This is a genomic window from Streptomyces luteoverticillatus, assembly GCF_003970715.1.
Classification (GTDB): domain Bacteria; phylum Actinomycetota; class Actinomycetes; order Streptomycetales; family Streptomycetaceae; genus Streptomyces; species Streptomyces abikoensis.
Genome location: NZ_CP034587.1, coordinates 6,415,609 through 6,435,072, shown reverse-complemented (window position 1 = coordinate 6,435,072; position 19,464 = coordinate 6,415,609). Strand labels below are relative to the sequence as shown.

Annotated in this window: 18 protein-coding genes; 10 read left to right on the top strand and 8 right to left on the bottom strand. The window is 74.1% G+C overall.

Annotated elements, in window-relative coordinates; all coding sequences use genetic code 11:
• Positions 1–39: 39 nt before the first annotated feature.
• From EKH77_RS28565 to EKH77_RS28545, 5 genes are all read left to right on the top strand, one after another.
• Complete coding sequence (locus EKH77_RS28565) at positions 40–870, top strand: alpha/beta fold hydrolase (RefSeq protein ID WP_126917141.1); 831 nt, start codon at positions 40–42, stop codon at positions 868–870.
• Between the two features lie 111 nt (positions 871–981).
• Positions 982–2,592: an alkaline phosphatase D family protein gene (locus tag EKH77_RS28560; RefSeq protein WP_126917140.1), complete on the top strand. Its 1,611-nt coding sequence runs from the start codon at positions 982–984 to the stop codon at positions 2,590–2,592.
• A 60-nt stretch (positions 2,593–2,652) separates the two neighbouring features.
• Entirely contained in the window at positions 2,653–4,014 is a 1,362-nt protein-coding gene (locus EKH77_RS28555; RefSeq protein WP_126917139.1) for a dihydrolipoyl dehydrogenase family protein, read from the top strand.
• Positions 4,015–4,123: 109 nt separating this feature from the next.
• Complete coding sequence (locus EKH77_RS28550; protein ID WP_126917138.1) at positions 4,124–5,503, top strand: GNAT family N-acetyltransferase; 1,380 nt, start codon at positions 4,124–4,126, stop codon at positions 5,501–5,503.
• 62 nt (positions 5,504–5,565) lie between these two features.
• On the top strand, positions 5,566–7,251 hold the full coding sequence (locus tag EKH77_RS28545) for a DUF885 domain-containing protein (protein WP_126917137.1): 1,686 nt from the start codon (positions 5,566–5,568) through the stop codon (positions 7,249–7,251).
• Positions 7,252–7,300: 49 nt separating this feature from the next.
• On the opposite strand, the gene EKH77_RS28540 is transcribed toward EKH77_RS28545, so the two are convergent.
• Positions 7,301–7,750 (bottom strand): rhodanese-like domain-containing protein, encoded by a 450-nt coding sequence (locus EKH77_RS28540; protein ID WP_126917136.1) that lies wholly within the window; start codon positions 7,748–7,750, stop codon positions 7,301–7,303.
• A gap of 126 nt (positions 7,751–7,876) precedes the next feature.
• Between EKH77_RS28540 and EKH77_RS28535 the strand changes: the two genes are divergently transcribed.
• Positions 7,877–8,368: an Lrp/AsnC family transcriptional regulator gene (locus EKH77_RS28535; RefSeq protein ID WP_126917135.1), complete on the top strand. Its 492-nt coding sequence runs from the start codon at positions 7,877–7,879 to the stop codon at positions 8,366–8,368.
• On the opposite strand, the gene EKH77_RS28530 is transcribed toward EKH77_RS28535, so the two are convergent.
• From EKH77_RS28530 to EKH77_RS28520, 3 genes are all read right to left on the bottom strand, one after another.
• Positions 8,313–11,495, bottom strand: a complete 3,183-nt coding sequence (locus tag EKH77_RS28530; protein ID WP_126917134.1) for an AAA family ATPase — start codon at positions 11,493–11,495, stop codon at positions 8,313–8,315. The two genes, EKH77_RS28535 and EKH77_RS28530, sit on opposite strands and share 56 nt — an antisense overlap.
• Complete coding sequence (locus EKH77_RS28525; protein ID WP_126917133.1) at positions 11,492–12,658, bottom strand: exonuclease SbcCD subunit D; 1,167 nt, start codon at positions 12,656–12,658, stop codon at positions 11,492–11,494. The genes EKH77_RS28530 and EKH77_RS28525 overlap by 4 nt, the downstream gene beginning before the upstream one ends.
• A gap of 175 nt (positions 12,659–12,833) precedes the next feature.
• Positions 12,834–13,460: a YigZ family protein gene (locus EKH77_RS28520; protein ID WP_126917132.1), complete on the bottom strand. Its 627-nt coding sequence runs from the start codon at positions 13,458–13,460 to the stop codon at positions 12,834–12,836.
• Positions 13,461–13,559: 99 nt separating this feature from the next.
• Between EKH77_RS28520 and EKH77_RS28515 the strand changes: the two genes are divergently transcribed.
• Together EKH77_RS28515 and EKH77_RS28510 are read left to right on the top strand one after the other, a co-directional pair.
• A complete protein-coding gene (locus EKH77_RS28515) occupies positions 13,560–13,985 on the top strand; it encodes a CoA-binding protein (protein ID WP_126917131.1) in 426 nt (141 codons plus the stop codon).
• A gap of 65 nt (positions 13,986–14,050) precedes the next feature.
• Positions 14,051–14,653 carry a GNAT family N-acetyltransferase gene (locus EKH77_RS28510; protein ID WP_126917130.1) on the top strand — a complete coding sequence of 201 codons (603 nt, stop codon included), beginning with the start codon at positions 14,051–14,053 and terminating at the stop codon, positions 14,651–14,653.
• On the opposite strand, the gene EKH77_RS28505 is transcribed toward EKH77_RS28510, so the two are convergent.
• Positions 14,587–15,159 (bottom strand): helix-turn-helix domain-containing protein, encoded by a 573-nt coding sequence (locus EKH77_RS28505; RefSeq protein WP_126917129.1) that lies wholly within the window; start codon positions 15,157–15,159, stop codon positions 14,587–14,589. The two genes, EKH77_RS28510 and EKH77_RS28505, sit on opposite strands and share 67 nt — an antisense overlap.
• A gap of 100 nt (positions 15,160–15,259) precedes the next feature.
• On the opposite strand from EKH77_RS28505, the gene EKH77_RS28500 reads away from it, so the two are divergent.
• A complete protein-coding gene (locus EKH77_RS28500) occupies positions 15,260–16,126 on the top strand; it encodes an EamA family transporter (RefSeq protein ID WP_126917128.1) in 867 nt (288 codons plus the stop codon).
• Here EKH77_RS28500 and EKH77_RS28495 read toward each other — a convergent pair.
• Complete coding sequence (locus tag EKH77_RS28495; RefSeq protein WP_240667580.1) at positions 16,020–17,045, bottom strand: helix-turn-helix domain-containing protein; 1,026 nt, start codon at positions 17,043–17,045, stop codon at positions 16,020–16,022. The genes EKH77_RS28500 and EKH77_RS28495 overlap by 107 nt on opposite strands.
• 78 nt (positions 17,046–17,123) lie before the next feature.
• Here EKH77_RS28495 and EKH77_RS28490 point away from each other — a divergent pair, with 78 nt between their 5' ends.
• Positions 17,124–17,933: an alpha/beta fold hydrolase gene (locus EKH77_RS28490; RefSeq protein WP_126917126.1), complete on the top strand. Its 810-nt coding sequence runs from the start codon at positions 17,124–17,126 to the stop codon at positions 17,931–17,933.
• A 22-nt stretch (positions 17,934–17,955) separates the two neighbouring features.
• On the opposite strand, the gene EKH77_RS28485 is transcribed toward EKH77_RS28490, so the two are convergent.
• Complete coding sequence (locus tag EKH77_RS28485) at positions 17,956–18,477, bottom strand: gamma carbonic anhydrase family protein (RefSeq protein WP_126917125.1); 522 nt, start codon at positions 18,475–18,477, stop codon at positions 17,956–17,958.
• 142 nt (positions 18,478–18,619) lie between these two features.
• A complete protein-coding gene (locus EKH77_RS28480) occupies positions 18,620–19,285 on the bottom strand; it encodes a DedA family protein (RefSeq protein WP_126917124.1) in 666 nt (221 codons plus the stop codon).
• Positions 19,286–19,464: the final 179 nt, after the last annotated feature.

The window sequence follows — 19,464 nt, the reverse complement described above, 5'->3', positions numbered from 1 at the left end:
TCTCGGTATGTCGCCCCACGGATGACGAGGAGCCGCCCCATGGCCGAGAAGATCTCCTTTCCCGTCGACACGCCTTCCGGACCGCGCACGGCGACGGTGGTGTACGAACGCCTCGGCGGCGGGGAGCCCATGGTCCTGCTGCACGGGATCGGCCATCATCTCCAGGTCTGGGACCCGGTGGTGGGCCTGCTCGCCGCCGAGCACGACGTGGTCGCCGTCGACCTGCCGGGTTTCGGGCTCTCCCCGGGGCTGCCCGGCGGGATCACCTACGACCTCAAGGGCGTGATCCCCGTCCTCGGCGCGCTCTTCGAGGCCCTCGGCCTGGACCGGCCGCACGTCGTGGGCAACTCCCTCGGCGGCCTGATCGCCCTGGAGCTGGGGCACCGGAAGCTCGTCCGGTCCGTCACCGCCCTCTCCCCCGCCGGATTCTGGACCCCCGGCGAGCGCCTCTGGGCCTACGCGGTGCTGCGGGCCCTGCGGACGGGCGCGGAGCGGCTGCCCGAGCCCACGGTGGCCCGCCTGGCCCGGACGGCGGCGGGCCGCGCCGCGCTGGTCGGCGCCATCTACGCCCGGCCGGGCCGCCGTTCGCCCGACGCGCTGGTCGCCGAGACCCGGGCGCTGCGCGAGGCGACGGGATTCGAAGCCACCCTGGCCGCCGGGCGCTCGCTGCTCTACGCCCACGACGTGCTGGACGTGCCGGTCACCATCGCCTGGGGCACCCGTGACCGGCTGCTCCCGCGCCGCCAGGGGGTGCGGGCGAAGAAGCTGATCCCCGGGGCCCGGCTGGTCCGCCTGCCCGGCTGCGGCCACGTGCCCATGAACGACGACCCGGCGCTCGTCGCCCGCGTGGCGCTGGACACCGCGCGCTGAACGCCGTTCACGGCGTGTTCGACTGCCGGGCACCTGGCCCCGGTAGGAACGGAACCACTGAGGGAACCGCTGATGAACGAGTCATCGGCCGGGCACAGGAGGTTTCGATCGATGGCGAAGGCATACGGCGGCTCGGGTGTCGGGCGGCGGTCGGTGCTGCGGGGTTCCCTGGCGGCCGCCGGGGCGGCCGCACTGCCGCCGCTCGCGGGGGCCACACCCGCACAAGCGCTGCCCGGACGGGTGCTCTCCGCGCCGGCGCAGCTCCTGTCGGGGCGGCCGAGCGCCGACTGGGGCGTACAGGCCGGTGATGTGACGGCCTCGTCGGGCCTGGTGTGGGTGCGCTCGGACCGTCCGGCCCGGATGATCGTGGAGACCTCGGCGACCGAGTCGTTCCGGAACGTCCGCCGCTGGAGCGGGCCGGTGGTCGGCCCCGGTACGGACTTCACCGGCCGGACGGCCCTGCGCGGCCTGCCCGCCGGGGAGCGCGTCCACTACCGGGTGGTCCTCGCCGACCCCGACGACTCCCGGCGCACGAGCCGCCCGGTGTACGGCTCGTTCCGCACGGCTGCCACGCGCCGTGAGGACGTCCGGTTCCTGTGGTCGGGCGATCTCGCGGGGCAGGGCTGGGGCATCAACCCGGACCGGGGCGGCTACCGCATCTTCGAGTACATGCGCCGGCTGGACCCGGACTTCTTCCTGTGCAGCGGCGACAACATCTACGCCGACAACCCCATACCGGCGACCGTCGCCCTGCCCGGCGGCGGCACCTGGCGGAACCTCACCATCGAGGAGAAGTCGAAGGTCGCCGAGACCCTGGCCGAGTTCCGGGGCGCGTTCCGCTACAACCTGCTGGACGAGAACCTCCGCCGCTTCAACGCCCAAGTGCCCACCGTCGTGCAGTGGGACGACCACGAGGTGCACAACAACTGGTACCCCGGCCAGCTCCTGGACGACGCGCGGTACACGGAGAAGCGGGCCGACGTCCTCTCCGCGCGCTCGCTGAAGGCGTTCTCCGAGTACTTCCCTCTCTCCACCCTCAGCCCCGACGCCGACGGACGCGTCTACCGGGTGCTGCGCCACGGGCCGCTGCTGGACGTCTTCGTCCTGGACATGCGCACCTACCGGAACGCCAACTCGCCGAACCGGCGGCCCGACGACGCCCAGGGCATCCTGGGCGAGCGCCAGCTGCGCTGGCTCAAGCGGGAGCTGTCGCGCTCCCGCGCGGTGTGGAAGGTGATCGCCTCCGACATGCCGCTGGGCCTGGTGGTCACGGACGGGCCCGTGAACTTCGAGGCGGTCGCGCAGGGCGACCCGGGCGCGCCGCTCGGCCGTGAGCTCCAGATCGCCGAGCTGCTGCGGCACATCAAGCACCGGCGGATCACGGGCACGCTCTGGCTGACGGCGGACGTCCACTACACCTCGGCGCAGCACTACGCCCCCGAGCGGGCGGCGTTCAAGGACTTCGCGCCGTTCTGGGAGTTCGTATCGGGCCCGCTGAACGCGGGTGGCTTCCCGGCGGTGAAGCTGGACGGCACCTTCGGGCCGGAGCAGCCCTTCGTCAAGGCGCCCGCGACGGCGAACGTCCCGCCCGGGCAGGACAGCCAGTTCTTCGGCGAGGTGGCCATCGACGGGGGCAGCGGCGAGCTGACCGTGCGGCTGCGGAGCGAGACCGGCGGCGTGCTGTTCACCAAGGTGCTCCAACCGGGGCGCGTCGGACAGTGACGCCCTCGCGGCGCGGTGGGATGGTGGCGGTCTCACCCGTCGCGAGGAAGGTGCGGTGCCGTGGCCGAACAGGTGGATGTCGTCGTCATCGGGATGGGCCCCGGCGGCGAGCACGTCGCGGGCGGTCTGGCGGAGGCCGGGCTGGCCGTGGTGGGCGTCGAGGCCGAGCTGGTCGGTGGAGAGTGCCCGTACTGGGCGTGTGTGCCCAGCAAGATGATGATCCGCGCGGGGAACCTGCTGGCCGAGGCCCGCCGGATCCCCGGCATGGCGGGCTCGGCGCGGGTCGACGCGGACTGGGCCCCGGTCGCCGCCCGGATCCGGGACGAGGCCACCGACGACTGGGACGACAGGGTCGCCGCCGACCGGTTCACCGGGAAGGGCGGACGGCTGGTGCGCGGCCGGGGGCGGCTCGCCGGGCCGGGGAAGGTGGCGGTGGGCGACGAGGTCTTCGAGGCCCGGCGCGGGATCGTGATCGCCACGGGCAGCAAGCCGCAGATCCCGCCGGTGCCGGGCCTGGATGCCGTGCCGTACTGGACGAACCGGGACGCGATCGCCGCGAAGGAGCCGCCGCGCTCGCTGCTGGTGCTGGGCGGCGGGGCGATCGGCGTGGAGCTCTCGCAGGTCTACGCCCGGTTCGGGACGCGCGTCACCGTCGTCGAGGCGATGGACGGCCTGATCCCCGCCGAGGAGCCGGAGGCGGGCGAGCTGCTGGCCGGGGTGCTGCGTGCCGAGGGGCTGACGCTGCGCACGGGCACCCGGGCGGAGCGGGTGCGGCACGACGGCGACGCGTTCGTGCTGGAGCTGGCGGACGGCTCGGAGCTGACGGGAGATCAGCTGCTGGTGGCCACGGGCCGCCGCGCGGACTTCTCCGGGCTCGGGCTGGACACCGCCGGCCTCGACCCGTCGGTCAGGACGCTGCCGACGGACGGCCGGATGCGGGTGGCGCCGGGGCTGTGGGCGCTGGGCGATGTGACCGGGCACGGGGCCTTCACCCATGTGGCGATGTACGAGGCGGACATCGTGCTCCGCGAGATCCTCGGCCGCGAGGGCCCGGACGCCGACTACCGCGCCCTGCCCCGGGTGACCTTCACCGACCCGGAGGTCGGCGCGGTGGGCCTGACCGAGAAGCAGGCCCGCGACAAGGGGCTGCGGGTGCGCACGGGGCTGTCGAAGGTGCCGGACTCGGCGCGCGGCTGGATCCACAAGGCGGGCAACGAGGGCCTGGTCAAACTGGTCGCGGACGCCGAGCGCGGGGTACTGGTCGGCGCCACGGCGGTGGGGCCCATGGGCGGCGAGGTGATGTACGGCCTGGCGGTGGCGGTCCAGGCGGAGGTGCCCGTGACCACGCTCCGGCACATGATCTACGCCTACCCGACCTTCCACCGAGGGGCGGAGGACGCGCTGCGCGACCTGGGCGCGTAAACATCAGGAAAATTAACCCAGCGGGCACAGAAGTGAACAGAAGCGTCCTTTACTCATCGGACACAGGGCGTTCGTGATCAGGCAACACCGCTCCGCCAGGGTGGGCCGCATGACCGACGAGACCATCGCGAAGAGCTCCCACCGGCACCACTGGCGCCGGGACCTGGTGGAAGTGGCCGCCCTGTTCGCCGCGGTCGCCATCGCCGACTCCGTCGCCGACACCGTCGTCCACGGCCCCGACGGCCCGGTCCTGCTGTGGGCCTCCGCCGGGGCCCTGCTGGCCACGGCGGGCTTCCACACCTGGTGGTCCCGGCGCCGGGGCCACGCGCCGCCGGCCGCCACGCCCCCGGCGGCGGCCCCCGGCGCCACGCCCACCCCCCGCTCCGGCGGCGCCACGACACTGTGGCGGATGCGGACGACCGTACGCGACGAACCCGGCAGCCTGGCCGCCCTCGGCCTGGCCCTCGCGGACCTCGGCGTCGACATACTGTCCCTCCAGACCCATCCGCTGGGCGACGGCACCGCCGACGAACTGCTGCTGCGCGCCCCCGCCACCCTGAGCCCCGCCGGACTCACCGGGGCCGCCGCCGAGGGCGGCGGCCGGGACACCTGGCTGGAGCGGGCCGACGCCCACGACCTGGTGGACGTCCCCACCCGCGTCCTCCACCTCGCCACCCGCACCGCCCTGGACGCCGCCGAACTGCCGCTCGCCCTCCGCCGGCTGCTGGGCCGCTGCACCATCCGCTCGATACCGTCCGCCTGCTCCGGCGCCGCCGGCGAGTCCGTACCCGACGAGGGGATGTGGGAGGGGACGGTGATGCGGCTGCGCGACCCCTCCGGCGGCACCATCACCATCGACCGCCCGTATCTGCCCTTCACCCCGACCGAGTTCGCCCGCGCCCGCGCGCTGGTCGAGCTCGACGCCCGCCTGGGCCCGCGCGCGGTGCGCCCGGGTGATGTGCTGACGCTGCCCGAGGGCGGCGAGATCACCGTCCGGCGGGCCGGCACCGGCGACCTGGACGCCGCCCGGGAGATGCACGAACGCTGCTCCCCCGCGACGCTCTCCCAGCGCTACCACGGCCCCGTCGGCGACACCGACCGCTATCTCCACCACCTGCTGAGCCCCCGCTTCGGCCGCACCCTGGCCGCGTACACCACGAACGGACGGCTGGTGGCGCTGGGGCATCTGCTGTGGGACGGCGACGAGACCGAGGTGGCGCTGCTCGTCGAGGACGCCTGGCAGCGGCGCGGGGTCGGCGGCGAACTGCTGCGCCGGCTGGTGGCCATGGCCGCCGAGGCGGGCTGCGGAAGCGTCTACGCCGTCACGACCGCCTCCAACACCGGGGTCGTCGCCGCCATGCGCGCCCTCGGACTTCCCCTGGACTACCAGGTCGAGGAGGGCACCCTCGTCATCACCGCCCGCCTCGCCGCCCGGCCCCCGGCCGCCCCGGCGCGTTCGATGACCGTACGCCGCGCCACGGGCGGCTGACCGGCGGTCCGTCGCGGGAAAAACCGGTGACGCGGCGGTACCGCGCGTACGAGGATGGGCGCATGCCGAACACCATCAGCGCACCGCTGCCCCGTCAGGTCGCCGACGCCCATGTCACCGCTCTCATCGAGCTCGATCCGATCACCGGCACCTATCTGGGCCTGGCGGAGAGCTCCCGGCGACTGCCGGACTTCTCCCCGGCGGGTCAGGCGGCCGTCGCCGACCTGGCCCGCACCACCCTGGCGGCACTGACCGAGGCCGAGGCGCGGCCCGGCGGGGACAGCGACGGCGAGCGGCGCTGCGCCCGGCTGCTGCGCGAGCGGCTGACCGCCGAACTCGCCGTCCACGAAGCGGGCGAGCACCTGCGCGCGGTCAGCAACATCCACTCGCCGCTGCACGCGGTGCGCGAGGTGTTCACCCTCATGCCGCTCGACGGCAAGGACGACTGGTCGGCCGTCGCCGAGCGGCTGCGCGCCGTGCCGGCGGCCATGGAGGGCTACCGCGCCTCCCTCGCCGAGGGGCTGTCACGGGGCCTGCTCGGCGGCCCCCGCCAGGTCACCACGGTGCTGGGGCAGTTGACGGAGTGGATAGGCACCGGCGCGGGCTGGTTCGGCGACTTCGTCGCTGGCGGGCCCGAGGAACTGCGCGCCGAGCTGGCGGAGTCGGCGCTCACCGCCACGGGCGGCCTCGCCGTGCTGCGCGACTGGCTGCGGGACGTCTACGCCCCGGCCGCCGAGGACGCGCCGGACGTCGTGGGCCGCGAGCGGTACGCCCGCTGGTCCCGCTACTGGAACGGCACCGACCTCGACCTCGACGAGGCGTACGCCTACGGCTGGTCCGAATTCCACCGGATACTCGGCGAGATGCGCGTGGAGGCGGAGAAGATCCTGCCGGGCGCGAAGACCCCGTGGGAGGCGCTGGCCCACCTCGACGCGCACGGCACCCACATCGAGGGCGTCGAGGAGGTGCGGGTCTGGCTCCAGGAGCTGATGGACGAGGCGATCGAGGCGCTGGACGGCACCCACTTCGAACTGGCCGAGCGCGTCAAGCGCGTCGAATCCCGCATCGCCCCGCCGGGCGGCGCGGCGGCGCCGTACTACAGCCAGCCGTCCGAGGACTTCTCCCGCCCGGGCCAGACGTGGCTGCCGACCATGGGCGAGACCCGCTTCCCGGTGTACGACCTGGTGTCGACCTGGTACCACGAGGGCGTGCCCGGCCACCACCTCCAGCTGGCGCAGTGGACGCACGTCGCGGACAAACTCTCCCGCTACCAGGCCACGGTCGGCATGGTCAGCGCCAACTGCGAGGGCTGGGCGCTCTACGCGGAGCGGCTCATGGACGAGCTGGGCTTCCTCACCGACCCCGAGCGCCGGCTGGGCTATCTGGACGCCCAGATGATGCGCTCCACGCGGGTGATCGTCGACATCGGCATGCACCTGGAGCTGGAGATCCCCGAGCACTCCCCCTTCCACCCCGGCGAGCGCTGGACGCCGGAGCTGGCGCGGGAGTTCTTCGGCATGCACAGCGGCCGCCCGGCGGAGTTCGTCGACAGCGAGCTGGTGCGCTACCAGGGGATGCCGGCGCAGGCGATCGGCTACAAGCTCGGCGAGCGGGCGTGGCTGACGGGCCGTGAGGCGGCGCGGAAGCGGCACGGGGACGCGTTCGACGCGAAGGCGTGGCACATGGCGGCGCTGTCGCAGGGGTCGCTGGGCCTGGACGACCTGGTGGCGGAGCTGTCGGCGCTCTGAGGCACGTACGGTGACGGCCGCCGCGCCCCGCGGCGGCCGTCACCATGAGTCAGCACCCGCAGTCGGCGGCGCCCACGGGTGCGGTCAGCGGGTCGGGGTCCCGGGCGCTCCGGCCCTCCCAGGTCTCCACCTCGTAGCCCTCGCGGATCCAGTACTCGATGCCGCCCAGCATCTCCTTGACGCGGTAGCCGAGGCGGGCGAGGACGAGCGCGGCCCGGGTCGCGCCGTCGCAGCCGGGCCCCCAGCAGTACACGACGACGGGGACGGCCGGATCCAGCTGTCCGGCGGCCAGTCGCGGGATGTCGGCCGTCGGCATGTGGACGGCGCCGGGGACGTGCCCCTGGTCCCAGGCGGCGGTGGAGCGGGAGTCGACGAGGGTGAACTCCGCGTGGCCGGCGGTGAGGGCGGCGTGGACGTCGGCGACGTCGGTGTGGAAGGCGAGGCGGGCGGCGAAGTAGGCGGCGGAGTCGGCCGGTTCGGCGAAGGCGGTGATCGTCATGCCCGCAAATCTATGCGGGCGGCTTCCGTCGAGGAACCAGCGATCCCCGGGAGACAACCCCTCTCGCCGCCGATTCCCACGGCGAAACCCTTGATTCGCCGGGGGTTCCCCTGTTAGACAGCGCTCATGACCGAACATTCGCCCGACGCCACCGACTGGCGCATACTCGACGCCCTCCAGAGCAGCGGCCGCGTCGGATACGCCGAGCTGGCCCGCATCGTGAACATGTCGCCGAGCGCCGTGACCGAGCGGGTGCGGCGGCTTGAGGAGGCGGGGGTGATCGGGGGGTACACGGCCGTCGTCAATCCCGAGCGGCTCGGGCTTCCGGTGCTCGCCTTCGTCCGGCTGCGCTACCCCAACGGGAACTACAAGCCTTTTCACGACCTCCTCGACACCACGCCCGAGGTACTGGAGGCGCACCACGTCACCGGCGACGACTGCTTCGTGCTGAAGGTCGCGGCGCGGTCGATGCGGCATCTGGAGGAGGTCGCGGGGCGGATCGGGGCGCTGGGGTCGGTGACGACGAGCGTCGTGTACTCGTCGCCGTTGCCCCGCCGGGCGATCAGCCGGGGAGCGGAGCCGTCCGCGGGCGGACGGCCGAGCCCGACCGGTCCTTGACGACGTGCAGTTGCGCGGGGACGCGCTGTCTGAGGTCGGCGACGTGGCTGACGATGCCGACCGTGCGGTCTCGCTCGCGCAGTGAGTCCAGGACGTCGAGGACCTCGTCGAGGGTCTGCTCGTCGAGGCTGCCGAAGCCCTCGTCGATGAAGAGGGTGTCCAGGCGGACGCCGCCCGCCTCCTCCGTGACCACGTCGGCGAGGCCGAGGGCGAGGGCGAGGGAGGCGAAGAAGGTCTCCCCGCCGGAGAGCGTGGCGGTGTCGCGCTCGCTGCCGGTCCAGGCGTCGACGACGTGGAGGCCCAGGCCGGAGCGGCCGCGCCCGGAGGTCCGGGCGTCGGAGTGGACGAGGGTGTAGCGCCCGCCCGACATCCGCCGCAGCCGGACCGTCGCGGCGGCGGCCACCTGCTCCAGCCGGGCGGCCAGGACGTACGACTCCAGGCGCATCTTGCGCTCGTTGCGGGCGGAGGTGCCCGCGGCGAGCGAGGCGAGCTCGGCCACCCGGTGGTACTCCGCGCGCAGCGGGGCCAGGCGGCGGGCGTCGGCGACGGCCTCGGCGGAGAGCCGGTCCAGTTCGTCGCAGCGGGTCCGGGCGGCGGCCTCCTCGGCGGAGGCGTGGCGCAGCAGCCGGGTCGCGGCGTCGGCGGCCGCGTGGGCCGCCTCAGGTGCGGCGGGCGGCAGCGCGGCGGCCTCGGCCGGGCCGGGGTCGGCCAGTTCGGCGGCGACGGCCGCCTCCTCGCGCCGCCACGCCTCCTCCCGTTGCTCGAGCTCCCGCCGCGCGGCGGTGCTCAGCAGCGCGGCGGCGGCCTGGGCGGGGGTGTCGAAACCGGCGCGGTAGGCGGCGTCGGCGAGCCGGTCGTCGGCCTCCTTGAGCCGGTCCGCCGTACGGGCCGTCTCGCGCGCGGCCTCGGCGGCGGCGGCGACGAGACCCAGACGGCGTTCCAGCAGCGCGGCGCGGTGGGCGACGCTCTCGGCGCCGCCGCGCGCCCGGTCCAGCTCCTCGGTCAGGGCGCGCAGTTCCGCGTCGAGGCTGTCCCGGCGGGTGGCGTGGGCGGCGAGGCGCAGCCGGGCCTCCTCCTGTCCGGCGCGGCGCCGCTCGTGCTCGCGTTCGGCGCTCTCCAGGGCCTGGCGGGCGCGGTGGAGGTCCTCGGCGGCGGCGCGGGCCCCGGCGTGGGCGCGGGCCAGGTCGTCGACGAGGGCGGTGAGCTCGGCGACGGTGGCCTCGCCGGCGTCGGCGCCGGCCACGGCCAGTTCCTCGCGCAGGGGGCGTAGCGCCAGGTCCGCCGCGTCCCTTGCGTCGTTGGCGCGCCGGCTCGCGGCCAGCGCCGTCTCCTCGGTGGCACGGTCCACCTGTCCGGCGGCGGCGCGGGCCGGGTCGGGGTGCTCGGTGGCGCCGCACACGGCGCAGGGCGCGCCGGGCTCGAGCCCGGCGGCGAGCTCGGCGGCGATGCCGCGCAGTCGGCGTTCCTTGAGGTCGAGCCAGTGCTCGTGGGCGGCGACGGCCTCCTCGCGGGCGCGCAGCAGCCGGGCCTCGGCGGCGGACACGTCGTGGGCGAGCGCGTCGCGGCGGCGGGCGGCGGCGAGCCGCTGTCGTTCGGTCTCCAGGCGCGTGGCGAGCCGTTCGGCCTGCGCGGCCGCTTCCTGTGCCGCGTCGACGCGCCGTTGGTGGTCCCGGCGGGTGGCGTCCCAGCCGGTCAGCCAGTCGGCGGCCTCGGCGAGGAGGGCCTCGTCGGCGTCGGCGGCCCGTTCCAGGCCCGTGGTCTCGGCGGCGATGGCCGCGGCGCGGTCCTCGGCGCGGCGGGCGGCGGCGAGCGAGCCGAGCTCTTCGCGGAGGGCGTGTTCGAGTGCGCTCAGTTCCTCGGCGCCCGCCTCGCGCCGCTCGGCGGGGAGGGGTGTCCTGGCCCGGTGCTCGGCCTGGGCGGCGGCCCGGTGCGCGGCCTCGGCCCGGTCGCGCGCCTCCAGCGCGGGCGCGACGACCTCGGCGGCCCGTCCCCGCGCCAGCCGCTCGCGGACCGCGTCCCGTTCGTCCCGGCCCTCGGCCAGGGCGGCGGCGCGGCGCAGGGCGTCCGCGTGCCGCCGCTGGAGCCGTTCCAGATCGCGCGCCTCGTCGGCGCGCTGCCGCGCGAGCTGGTGCCCGCGCTCGGCGGCGCGAGCCGCCGTGTCGGCGATGTCCCGCCGCTCCCGCGCGTGGGTACGGGCGAGGGCCGCCCACTCCAGCACGGCCTCGGCGAGACCGGCGTCGCCGGGGGTGAGCACGGCCTCGGCGCCGGAGCGCGGGCCGGGCACGCGCCCGGCACGACGGGACGCAGGGGCCGACCGGCCCCCGGCCTCCTCCGGCAACGCGGCCCCGTCGGAGGCGATCGCGGGCGCGGGCGCGCCCCGCCGGGGGGCTGGTCGCCGGGCGTCGGGCACCGTCGCCGGGTGCGGCGTGCCCACCTCCGGCAGGGACGGGTCGGCCGCCGCCTGCCGCATCCGGTGGCCGAGGGCGAGGAGCCGTTCGTCGCCCGCGCGTACCCGGGCCTCCGCCGCGCGGCGGAGTTCCGCGAGGTGTTCCTCCGCCGCGGCGAAGCGGCCGGTGTCGAAGAGGCGGCCGAGGAGCCGGGCGCGGGCGCCGTCCTCGGCGCGCAGGAAGCGGGCGAAGTCGCCCTGCGGCAACAGGACGACCTGGCAGAACTGCTCGCGGCTCATGCCGAGCAGCCGCGTGATCTCCTCGCCGATCTCGTCGTGGGAGCGGCTGAGCGCCTTCCACTCCGTGGCCCCGGCGGGCAGTTCGCGCAGCGCGCTGTACGCCTTCTCGCGGGTGAAGCCGGTGCCGCGCTTCTTGGGGCGGGGCTGCTCGGGGCGCCGGGTGATCTCCAGGCGGCGTTCGCCGGCGGTCAGTTCGAGGACGACCTCGGTGGGGGTGGCGGGGTCGGCGTGGTCGCTGCGCAGGGTGAGGCCGGCGCCCTGCCGGGCGCCGGGCACGCCGCCGTAGAGCGCGAAGCAGACCGCGTCGAGCACGGACGTCTTGCCCGCGCCGGTGGGCCCGTGGAGGAGGAACAGTCCCGCGCCGGCGAGCTCGTCGAAGTCGATGTGCTCGGTGCCGCCGAAGGGCCCGAAGGCGGTCAGGGTGAGCCGGTGGAGCCTCATGGGGTCACCTCGCGGGCGGCCTCGTCCAGACGTACGGAGTCGAGCGCGGCGGTGAGGACGGCGCGCTCGGCCTCGTCGGGTCCGGCGCCGCCGCGTACGTGTGCCACGAAGTCCTCGGCGATCTGCTGGTCGGTGCGGCCGCGCAGCCGCGAGGCGTAGGAGGCGAGGGGGTCCTCGGGGGCCCGGTCGGGTTCGAAGACCAGGCTGAGGGTGTGGGGGAAGCGGCGGGTGAGCCGGGCCATGGGCTCGTGGGGGCGCTCGGGGTCGGTGAGGGTGGCCTCGATCCAGCCGTCCTCGTGCCGGTCGAGCCCCGGGTCGGCGAGGAGCTCCTCCAGCCGGCCGCGGATCCGGGCGAGGGGGCGCGGCACGGGGCAGTCGAGGCGCTCGGCGGTGACGGTGCCGTCCCCGTCGAGGTCGACCAGCCACATGGTCTTGCGGTGGTTCGCCTCGGAGAAGGAGTAGGCGAGCGGGGAGCCGGAGTAGCGGACCCGGTCGGTGATGGCCTGGCTGCCGTGGAGGTGGCCGAGGGCGGTGTAGTGGACGCCGTCGAAGACCTCGGCGGGGACGGCGGCGACGCCGCCGACGGTGATGTCGCGCTCGCTGTCGCTGGTGGTGCCGCCGGCGACGAAGACGTGGGCGAGGACGACGGCGCGGGTGCCGTCGGGCCGGCCGGCGAGATCGGCCCGTACCCGGTCCATGGCGGCCCGGAGCACGGCCGTGTGCCCGGCCCCGGCGGCGCCGAGTCGCTCGCGGACGAGGGCGGGCTCGAGGTAGGGCAGGCCGTAGAAGGCGACGTCGCCGTGGTCGTCGGCGAGGAGGACGGGGGTGCCGCAGGCGTCGGGGTCGGTGCGCAGGTGTATGCCGGCGCGCTCGATGAGTCCGGCGCCGACGCCGAGGCGGCGGGGCGAGTCGTGGTTGCCGGAGATCATCACGGTGGGGACGGCGAGCTCGGCGAGCCGGTGGAGGGTTTCGTCGAAGAGCTCGACGGCGGCGAGCGGGGGCACGGCCCGGTCGTAGACGTCGCCGGCGACGAGCACGGCGTCGACGTGGTGCTCGCGGACGGTGCGGACGAGGTGATCGACGAAGGCGCGCTGGGCGTCCAGGAGGTTCACGCGGTGGAAGGACCGTCCGAGGTGCCAGTCCGAGGTGTGCAGCAGTCTCACAGGACGGCTCCGGCCCGCATCGTCTCGTCCCCTCCGCTGTCGTCTCCGGTCCCGGGGTGCGCACGCGTCGCACCTGTTCCGGACGGCACTCTGTCCAGTTCCGTCCCCCAGTTTCGCATCCGGTCGGGAGACGGGCGGCACGATCGGCCGAATGCGGGCGGCGGACCGCCGCGCGTCAGACGTCGCCGTACGCCTCCCCGCCCAGCTCCAGGCGGGCCGTGCCCGCCGTGGCGTCGGCGAGCCAGGCGCGGAAGGTCTCGACGTCCGCCTCGGGCAGCCCGATCTCGATGCTCACACCCGTGCCGTAGGTCACGTTCCGCACCTCGCGGCCGGTGGCGCGCAGTTCGTTCTCCAGCTTTCCGGCGCGCTGGTGGTCGACGGTGACGGTCGCCAGCCGGAAGCGGCGCCGGGTGATGGTGCCCAGGGTGTCGAGGGCCTCGCCGACCACGCCGCCGTAGGCGCGGATGAGCCCGCCGGCGCCGAGCTTGATGCCGCCGAAGTAGCGGGTGACGACCGCGACGACGTAGCGGGTCTCGCGCCGGACGAGCATCTGGAGCATGGGCACGCCCGCGGTGCCGCCGGGCTCGCCGTCGTCGCTGGCCTTCTGGACGGAGCCGTCGGCGCCGATGACGTAGGCCCAGCAGTTGTGGCGCGCGGTGGGGTGCTCCTTGCGGATCCGGGCGACGAAGGCCTGCGCCTCCTCCTCGGTCGCGGCGGGCGCGAGCGCGCAGATGAAGCGCGACTTGTTGATCTCGATCTCGTGCACGCCCTCGCGCGCGACCGTCCGGTATTCGTCGTGCATCCCGTAAGCCTAATTCGTCCCCGGAACTCGTCCGGATCTTGGCCGGATCTGGTGGGTGATCCCGGGAATGGTGGGGACGGGGACGCTCGTTGAGCGGGCATGTACGCAGAACCGGGGATCATCCGGAAGATCATCGAGGGCACCGGCCCCACCTGGGCGGTGGTCGGTCTGTCAGCCAACGAGCGGCGCGCGGCGTTCGGCGTGGCCGAGTTCCTGCAGCGCCACGGCAAGCGCGTCGTGCCCGTGCACCCCAAGGCCGAGACGGTGCACGGCGAGCGGGGGTACGCCTCGCTCTCGGACATCCCCTTCGACGTCGACGTCGTGGACGTCTTCGTCCGCTCGGAGCTCGCGGGCGCGGTCGCGGACGAGGCGGTCGCGGTGGGCGCGAAGGCGGTCTGGTTCCAGCTCGGCGTGATCGACGAGGACGCGTACGAGCGGACGCGGGCGGCGGGCCTGTCGATGGTCATGGACCGCTGCCCGGCGATCGAGATCCCCCGGCTGCGCCGAGGCCCCGTCCTTTCCTGAACCCCTTATGAAATCCCTTACGAAAGCCTGAAGTCCCCCCGGCGGGCGTGCGCTAGCGTCAGTCCATGATCGTTCCGCGTATGGCCCGCCCCGAGGACGCCGCCGAGATCGTCCGGCTGCGGCGGCTGATGTTCGCCGAGATGAGCGGCGAGGACTCTCCCGGACCGTGGGAGGCCGCGGCCGAGGAGACGGCGCGGCGGCAGCTCGCGGAGACCGGGCGGCCGGGGCTCGTCGGCTTCGTCGTGGACGGCTTCGCCGGGGAAGGCTTCGCCGGGGAAGGCGAACCGGTGGAGGGGGTGCCGAGGCTGGCGGCGTGCTGCGTCGGCCGGATCGAGGAGCGGCTGCCCGCCCCGGGCCATCCGACGGGCCTGTTCGGCTTCGTCTTCAACGTGTGCACCGATGTCCGGTACCGGGGGCGGGGTCTCGCCCGTGTGACGACAGAGGCGCTGCTCGACTGGTTCGCCGCGCAGGGCGTCACGCGCGTCGATCTCCACGCCTCGGAGGACGCCGAGCGGCTGTACCGCGGTCTCGGTTTCGCCGAGCACTCGCTGGCGCTGTCGCTCGACGTGTCGTCGCGGCGTCCGGCCGGTGCCGGGACGCCTCAGCGGGCGGGCGGCACGGCCACCGCCATGGTCATCTCGACCGGTTCGGAGCCGTCGTTGCGGTAGACGTGCGGCGCGTTCGCCTCGAAGGTGGCCGAGCTGCCGGCGGGCACCCGGTGTTCCGTCCCGTCGACGACGAGGGTGAGCTCGCCGGCCGTGACCGTCAGCAGCTCGACCGTGCCGGGCGGGTGGGCGTCCGAGGCGCTGCTGTCGCCGGGCACGATGCGCCACTCCCACAGCTCCAGCGGGCCGCGCGCCTCGGTGCCGACGAGGAGCGAGGTGTGGCTGCCCGCCTCGGTGGACCACATCCGTACCGTCTGCTCCCGGGGGACGACCCGGACGCGGGCGCCCTGCTCGTAGTCCAGGAGCGTGGTGATGCTGACGCCCAGCGCGTCGGCGAGCTTGACCGTGGTGCCGACGCTGGGGTTGGTCCTGGCCTGCTCGATCTGGATGATCATGCCGCGGCTGACTCCGGAGCGGGCCGCCAGGGCGTCGAGGGTGAAGTTGCGCTCGCCACGCCAGCGCTTGAGGTTACGGGCGAGTGACTGTGTGAGCTGGTCGAGGTCCGTCACGTTCGATCCCGTCCAATATATTTTTTCGCCAAGTTCAACTGAATGAACTACGGTGTCCCGGACTCCACTGTTCACCACACTGTACTGCGAGGTCCTTCCCATGACACCGGTCTTCGCCCTGGCCACCAGCCTCATGTGGGGGCTGGCCGACTTCGGCGGCGGTCTGCTCACCCGGCGCATGCCCGCCCTGACCGTGGTCCTGGTCTCCCAGCTGCTCGCCGTGGGCGCGCTGGGCTCGATCGTCGTCGCCACCGGCGGCTGGTCCGAGGCCGGCCCCCAGCTCTGGTACGCGGTCGCGGCCGGCGTCGTCGGCCCGGCGGCGATGCTCGCCTTCTACCGCGCCCTGGCCCTCGGCCCGATGGGCGTCGTCTCCCCACTCGGCGCGCTCGGCGGTGTGGCGGTGCCGCTCGGCGTCGGGCTCGTCCTGGGCGAGCGCCCGGGCCTGCTGCAGGTCGCGGGCATCGCGGTCGCCGTCGCCGGTGTCGTCCTGGCCAGCGGCCCGGGCATGGGCGGCGCGCCCGTGCAGCGCCAGACCCTGGTGCTCACGCTCGTCGCCGCCTTCGGTTTCGGCTCCGTGATGGCGCTGATAGCCGAGGCCTCGCACAACCTCACCGGGCTCTTCCTCGCCCTGTTCGTCCAGCGCCTGTGCAACGTGGCCGTGGGCGCGGGCGCCCTCTACGCCTCCGTCCGTCGAGGCGCCCCCGCCCTCCCCGAGAACGGCTGGCAGGGCATCCGCTCGGCGCTGCCCGCGCTCGCCTTCGTCGGCCTGTCGGACGTGGCCGCCAACGGCACGTACAGCATCGCGGCCAACAACGGCCCGGTGACCGTCGCCGCCGTCCTCGCCTCCCTCTACCCGGTGGTCACCGCGCTGGCGGCCCGGGGCTTCCTGAGCGAACGGCTGCGCGGGGTGCAGGCGGCGGGCGCGGGCCTGGCGCTCGTGGGAACGGTCCTGCTGGCGACGGGCTGACGGAGGCCGCCCGGCGCCGGGCTGACGAAGCGTCCGGCGCCGGGCGGTCAGTGGTTTCCGTGCCCGGCGCGCCAGCGGCCGGGGGCAGGGCGGTCTGGCGCTGGAAGAACGTGGTGAAGTTGGCCGAGTCCCCGAAACCGAGGTGCCCGGCGATGCGCGCGACGGGCAGGTCGGTGTGCGCGAGCAGCCGCTTGGCCTCCAGCAGGATCCGCTGGTCGAGGAAGTGTTTCGCTCCCAGGCCGGTGGCGGCGCGGGCCGCCCGGGTCAGGGTGCGTGGGTCGTAGCCGAGTTGGCGGGCGTATTCGGTGACGTGGTGCTGGTGCGCGAAGTGTTCCTCCACCGCGGCCCGGTAGCGGCGGAAGACGGTGTGGTTCTCGGCGTCGGCGGCGGGTGGCGAGGCCGACGCCGAGGGCAGGACTCGCAGGACGAGAGCGGAGAGCAGGTGTACCAGTACGGGTGGCGATGCCAGCTCCGGGTGTGCCACGGCCGTCGCGTGCTCGTGGCTCAGATGATCGGCGGCGCACATACTCAAATGCCAGTTTCGGTCGCCCAGTTGCCAGCTGGTAGGGGCGAAGACATCCGCCGCCGCCTGCCCCGCAGGACCTGAAACGGGCAGGAAGCCCGGCTCGAACAGGACCAGCGGCCCCTGCACCTCGTCGACGTCGGTCCAGCGATGCACGACGCCCGGCCGGATCCATACGACGGTCCGTTCCCGCAGCGGGTGGTCCACGAAGTCGGCCGTGTGCCGGCCGGCGCCCGAGGTCACCAGGGCCAGGACGTGGAAGTCCGGCCGTTGGGGCAGGGCGCGCCGGCGGGCATGGTCCATGGTCCGCAGCTGTTCAAAGCCGAGCACCTCGACACCGCGTCCCACAGGTGAGGCCGGGGCGTAGCGCAGCTGCCGGACCGAGGGAAGGACCAAGGGAAGCTGTCTGTTTTCCACAAGGATCATGCGCCTTTCGACCGGGTCTCTTCGGCGTGGGAACCATAGCGTGAGGCCATGACGACTACGGAAACAACAACTCATCCCGTCCCCGTGAGCGGTGGTGCGATCGGCGTCCGCAGGCAGGGGCGACGAGGGCCCACGCTGGTGTTCGCGCACTACTGGGGCGGATCGGCCGGTACCTGGGACGCGGTCGTGGGGAAGCTGCCTGCCGACTCCGCGACGGTCCGCTTCGACCAGCGCGGGTGGGGTTCGTCGCGGACGCTGCCCGGCCCGTATCACCTCGGCCAACTCGCCGACGACATCATCGCCGTGGTCGAGGGCCTCGCTCTCGACAGCTTCGTCCTCGTCGGGCATTCGATGGGCGGAAAGGTGAGCCAACTCGCCGCCGCACGCCACCCGGAGGGCTTGGCGGGGCTGGTGCTGGTGGCTCCCGCGCCGCCGCAGCCGCCGCCTGCCGTGACGGCGGAGTACCAGCGGTTCCTCGCGCACGCCTACGACTCGGCGCGGACGGTCGAGGAGGCGCTCGACCACGCCCTGACCGCCACCCGCCTTGAGGGCACTGTCCGAAGTGCCGCCGTGCGGGACAGCCTGGCCGGCGGCGACGCCGCGCGCGAGGAGTGGCCGCTGCGAGGAATCGCCGCCGACATCACGGACGCGGCCAGGGCGGTCAGCGTTCCCGTCCTCGTCCTGGCTGGAGAGGCCGACCAGGTCGAGCCTCCCCACGTCCTGCGCGAATGTCTGCTGCCCCACATACCGCACGCCCGGCTCGACACCGTCCCCGGCAGCGGACACCTACTGCCCCTGGAGGCCCCCGAAACCGTCGCGGCGGCCTTGGAGGAATTCACCGTCGGTCTCCCCCGCTGACCCGGAGCACCGCCGCGTTCGTCTACACCTCGCGGTGGGCCTTCGCCAGCTCCAGGTACATCGTGGCGTTGAGCCGGATGTGCTCGCGCTCGTCCTCGGTCAGCTCCCGGCGCACCTTCGCGGGCACGCCCGCGACCAGCGAGCCGGGCGGCACCCGCATGCCCTGGGGGACGAGCGCCTGCGCGGCGACCAGCGAGCCGGCGCCGATCACGGCGCCGTTGAGGACGGTCGCGCCCATGCCGATCAGCACGTCGTCCTCGACGGTGCAGCCGTGCAGCACGGCGTTGTGCCCGACCGTCACCCGCTCGCCGACGCGCACCGGGAAGCCGGGGTCGACGTGCACGGTGCAGTTGTCCTGGATGTTGCTGTCGGCGCCCAGCTCGATGGGGCCGCAGTCGGCGCGGAGCACGGCGTGGTACCAGACGCTGGAGCCGGCCGCGAGGGTGACGTCGCCGAGCACGACGGAGGTGGGGGCCGTGAAGGCCTCCGGGTCGACCGCGGGTTCCCTGCCCGCCACCGCCTTGATCAGCGCCCGTTCCGTCATCGTCCGATCCCTCCCTCGGTTCGCCGGCGCCTTCCGCTCTTCCCGAATCTCGAAGTCCATCGCATCCCCTGAGCTGGGGTGTTGCGACGACCACTAGAACGGAAGGTGACCGGGGGCCTTCGGTACGACGTGCTCGTCCTCGTCACTCCGCGGCGGCGACGGCCTCGGCCTCGGTGGGCCGGCCGGCGGTCGCCTCGTTCTGGCTCGCGGCCTTCTTGGCCTTGATCCGCATCACCACGAAGGAGCCCAGGCCGAAGAGGAGCGCGGCCACCAGGCCGAGCCAGGAGAACTTGCCGATCCACTCCTCGGCGACCTTGCCGACGGTGTAGATCAGCGCGACCGTGCCGCCGGCCCAGACGATGCCGCCGAGGACGTTCGCGATGAGGAACTTCCAGTACGGCATCTTCAGCACACCGGCCAGCGGACCGGCGAAGATCCGCAGCAGGGCGATGAAACGGCCGACGAAGACGGCCCACATGCCCCACTTCGTGAACGCCTTCTCGGCGGTGGCCACGTGGTGCGGGCCGAAGTGCTTGGGGAACTTGCGGCCCAGCCACTCCAGCAGCGGCTTGCCGCCCTTGCGGCCGATCAGATAGCCGATGGAGTCGCCGATGATCGCACCCGCGACGGCGCACCCGCCGAGCACGTACGGGTTGATGTGGTCCTGCGAGGCGGCGAGCAGCGTGGCGCTGACGAGCACGATCTCACCGGGCAGCGGGATGCCCAGGCTCTCCAGCCCGATCACTCCGCCCACCAGGAGGTAGACGGCGATGGCCGGAACTGTCTCGAGCCACTCCTGGATGTGCAACGCCGGATCCTCCCCGGTTGACGACCCGCTCGCGCGCGGCCTGATGTGTACGACCTGCCTCCGGCGCGCCATATCGCGCGTCCCGGAAGCCTACCTGGAGGTGAAGACTCGGATCCGGGTCCGCTGGTTGAGGCGGGACGGTCACATCTTCGCCACACCGTCCTCGCCGCGCGTGTTCC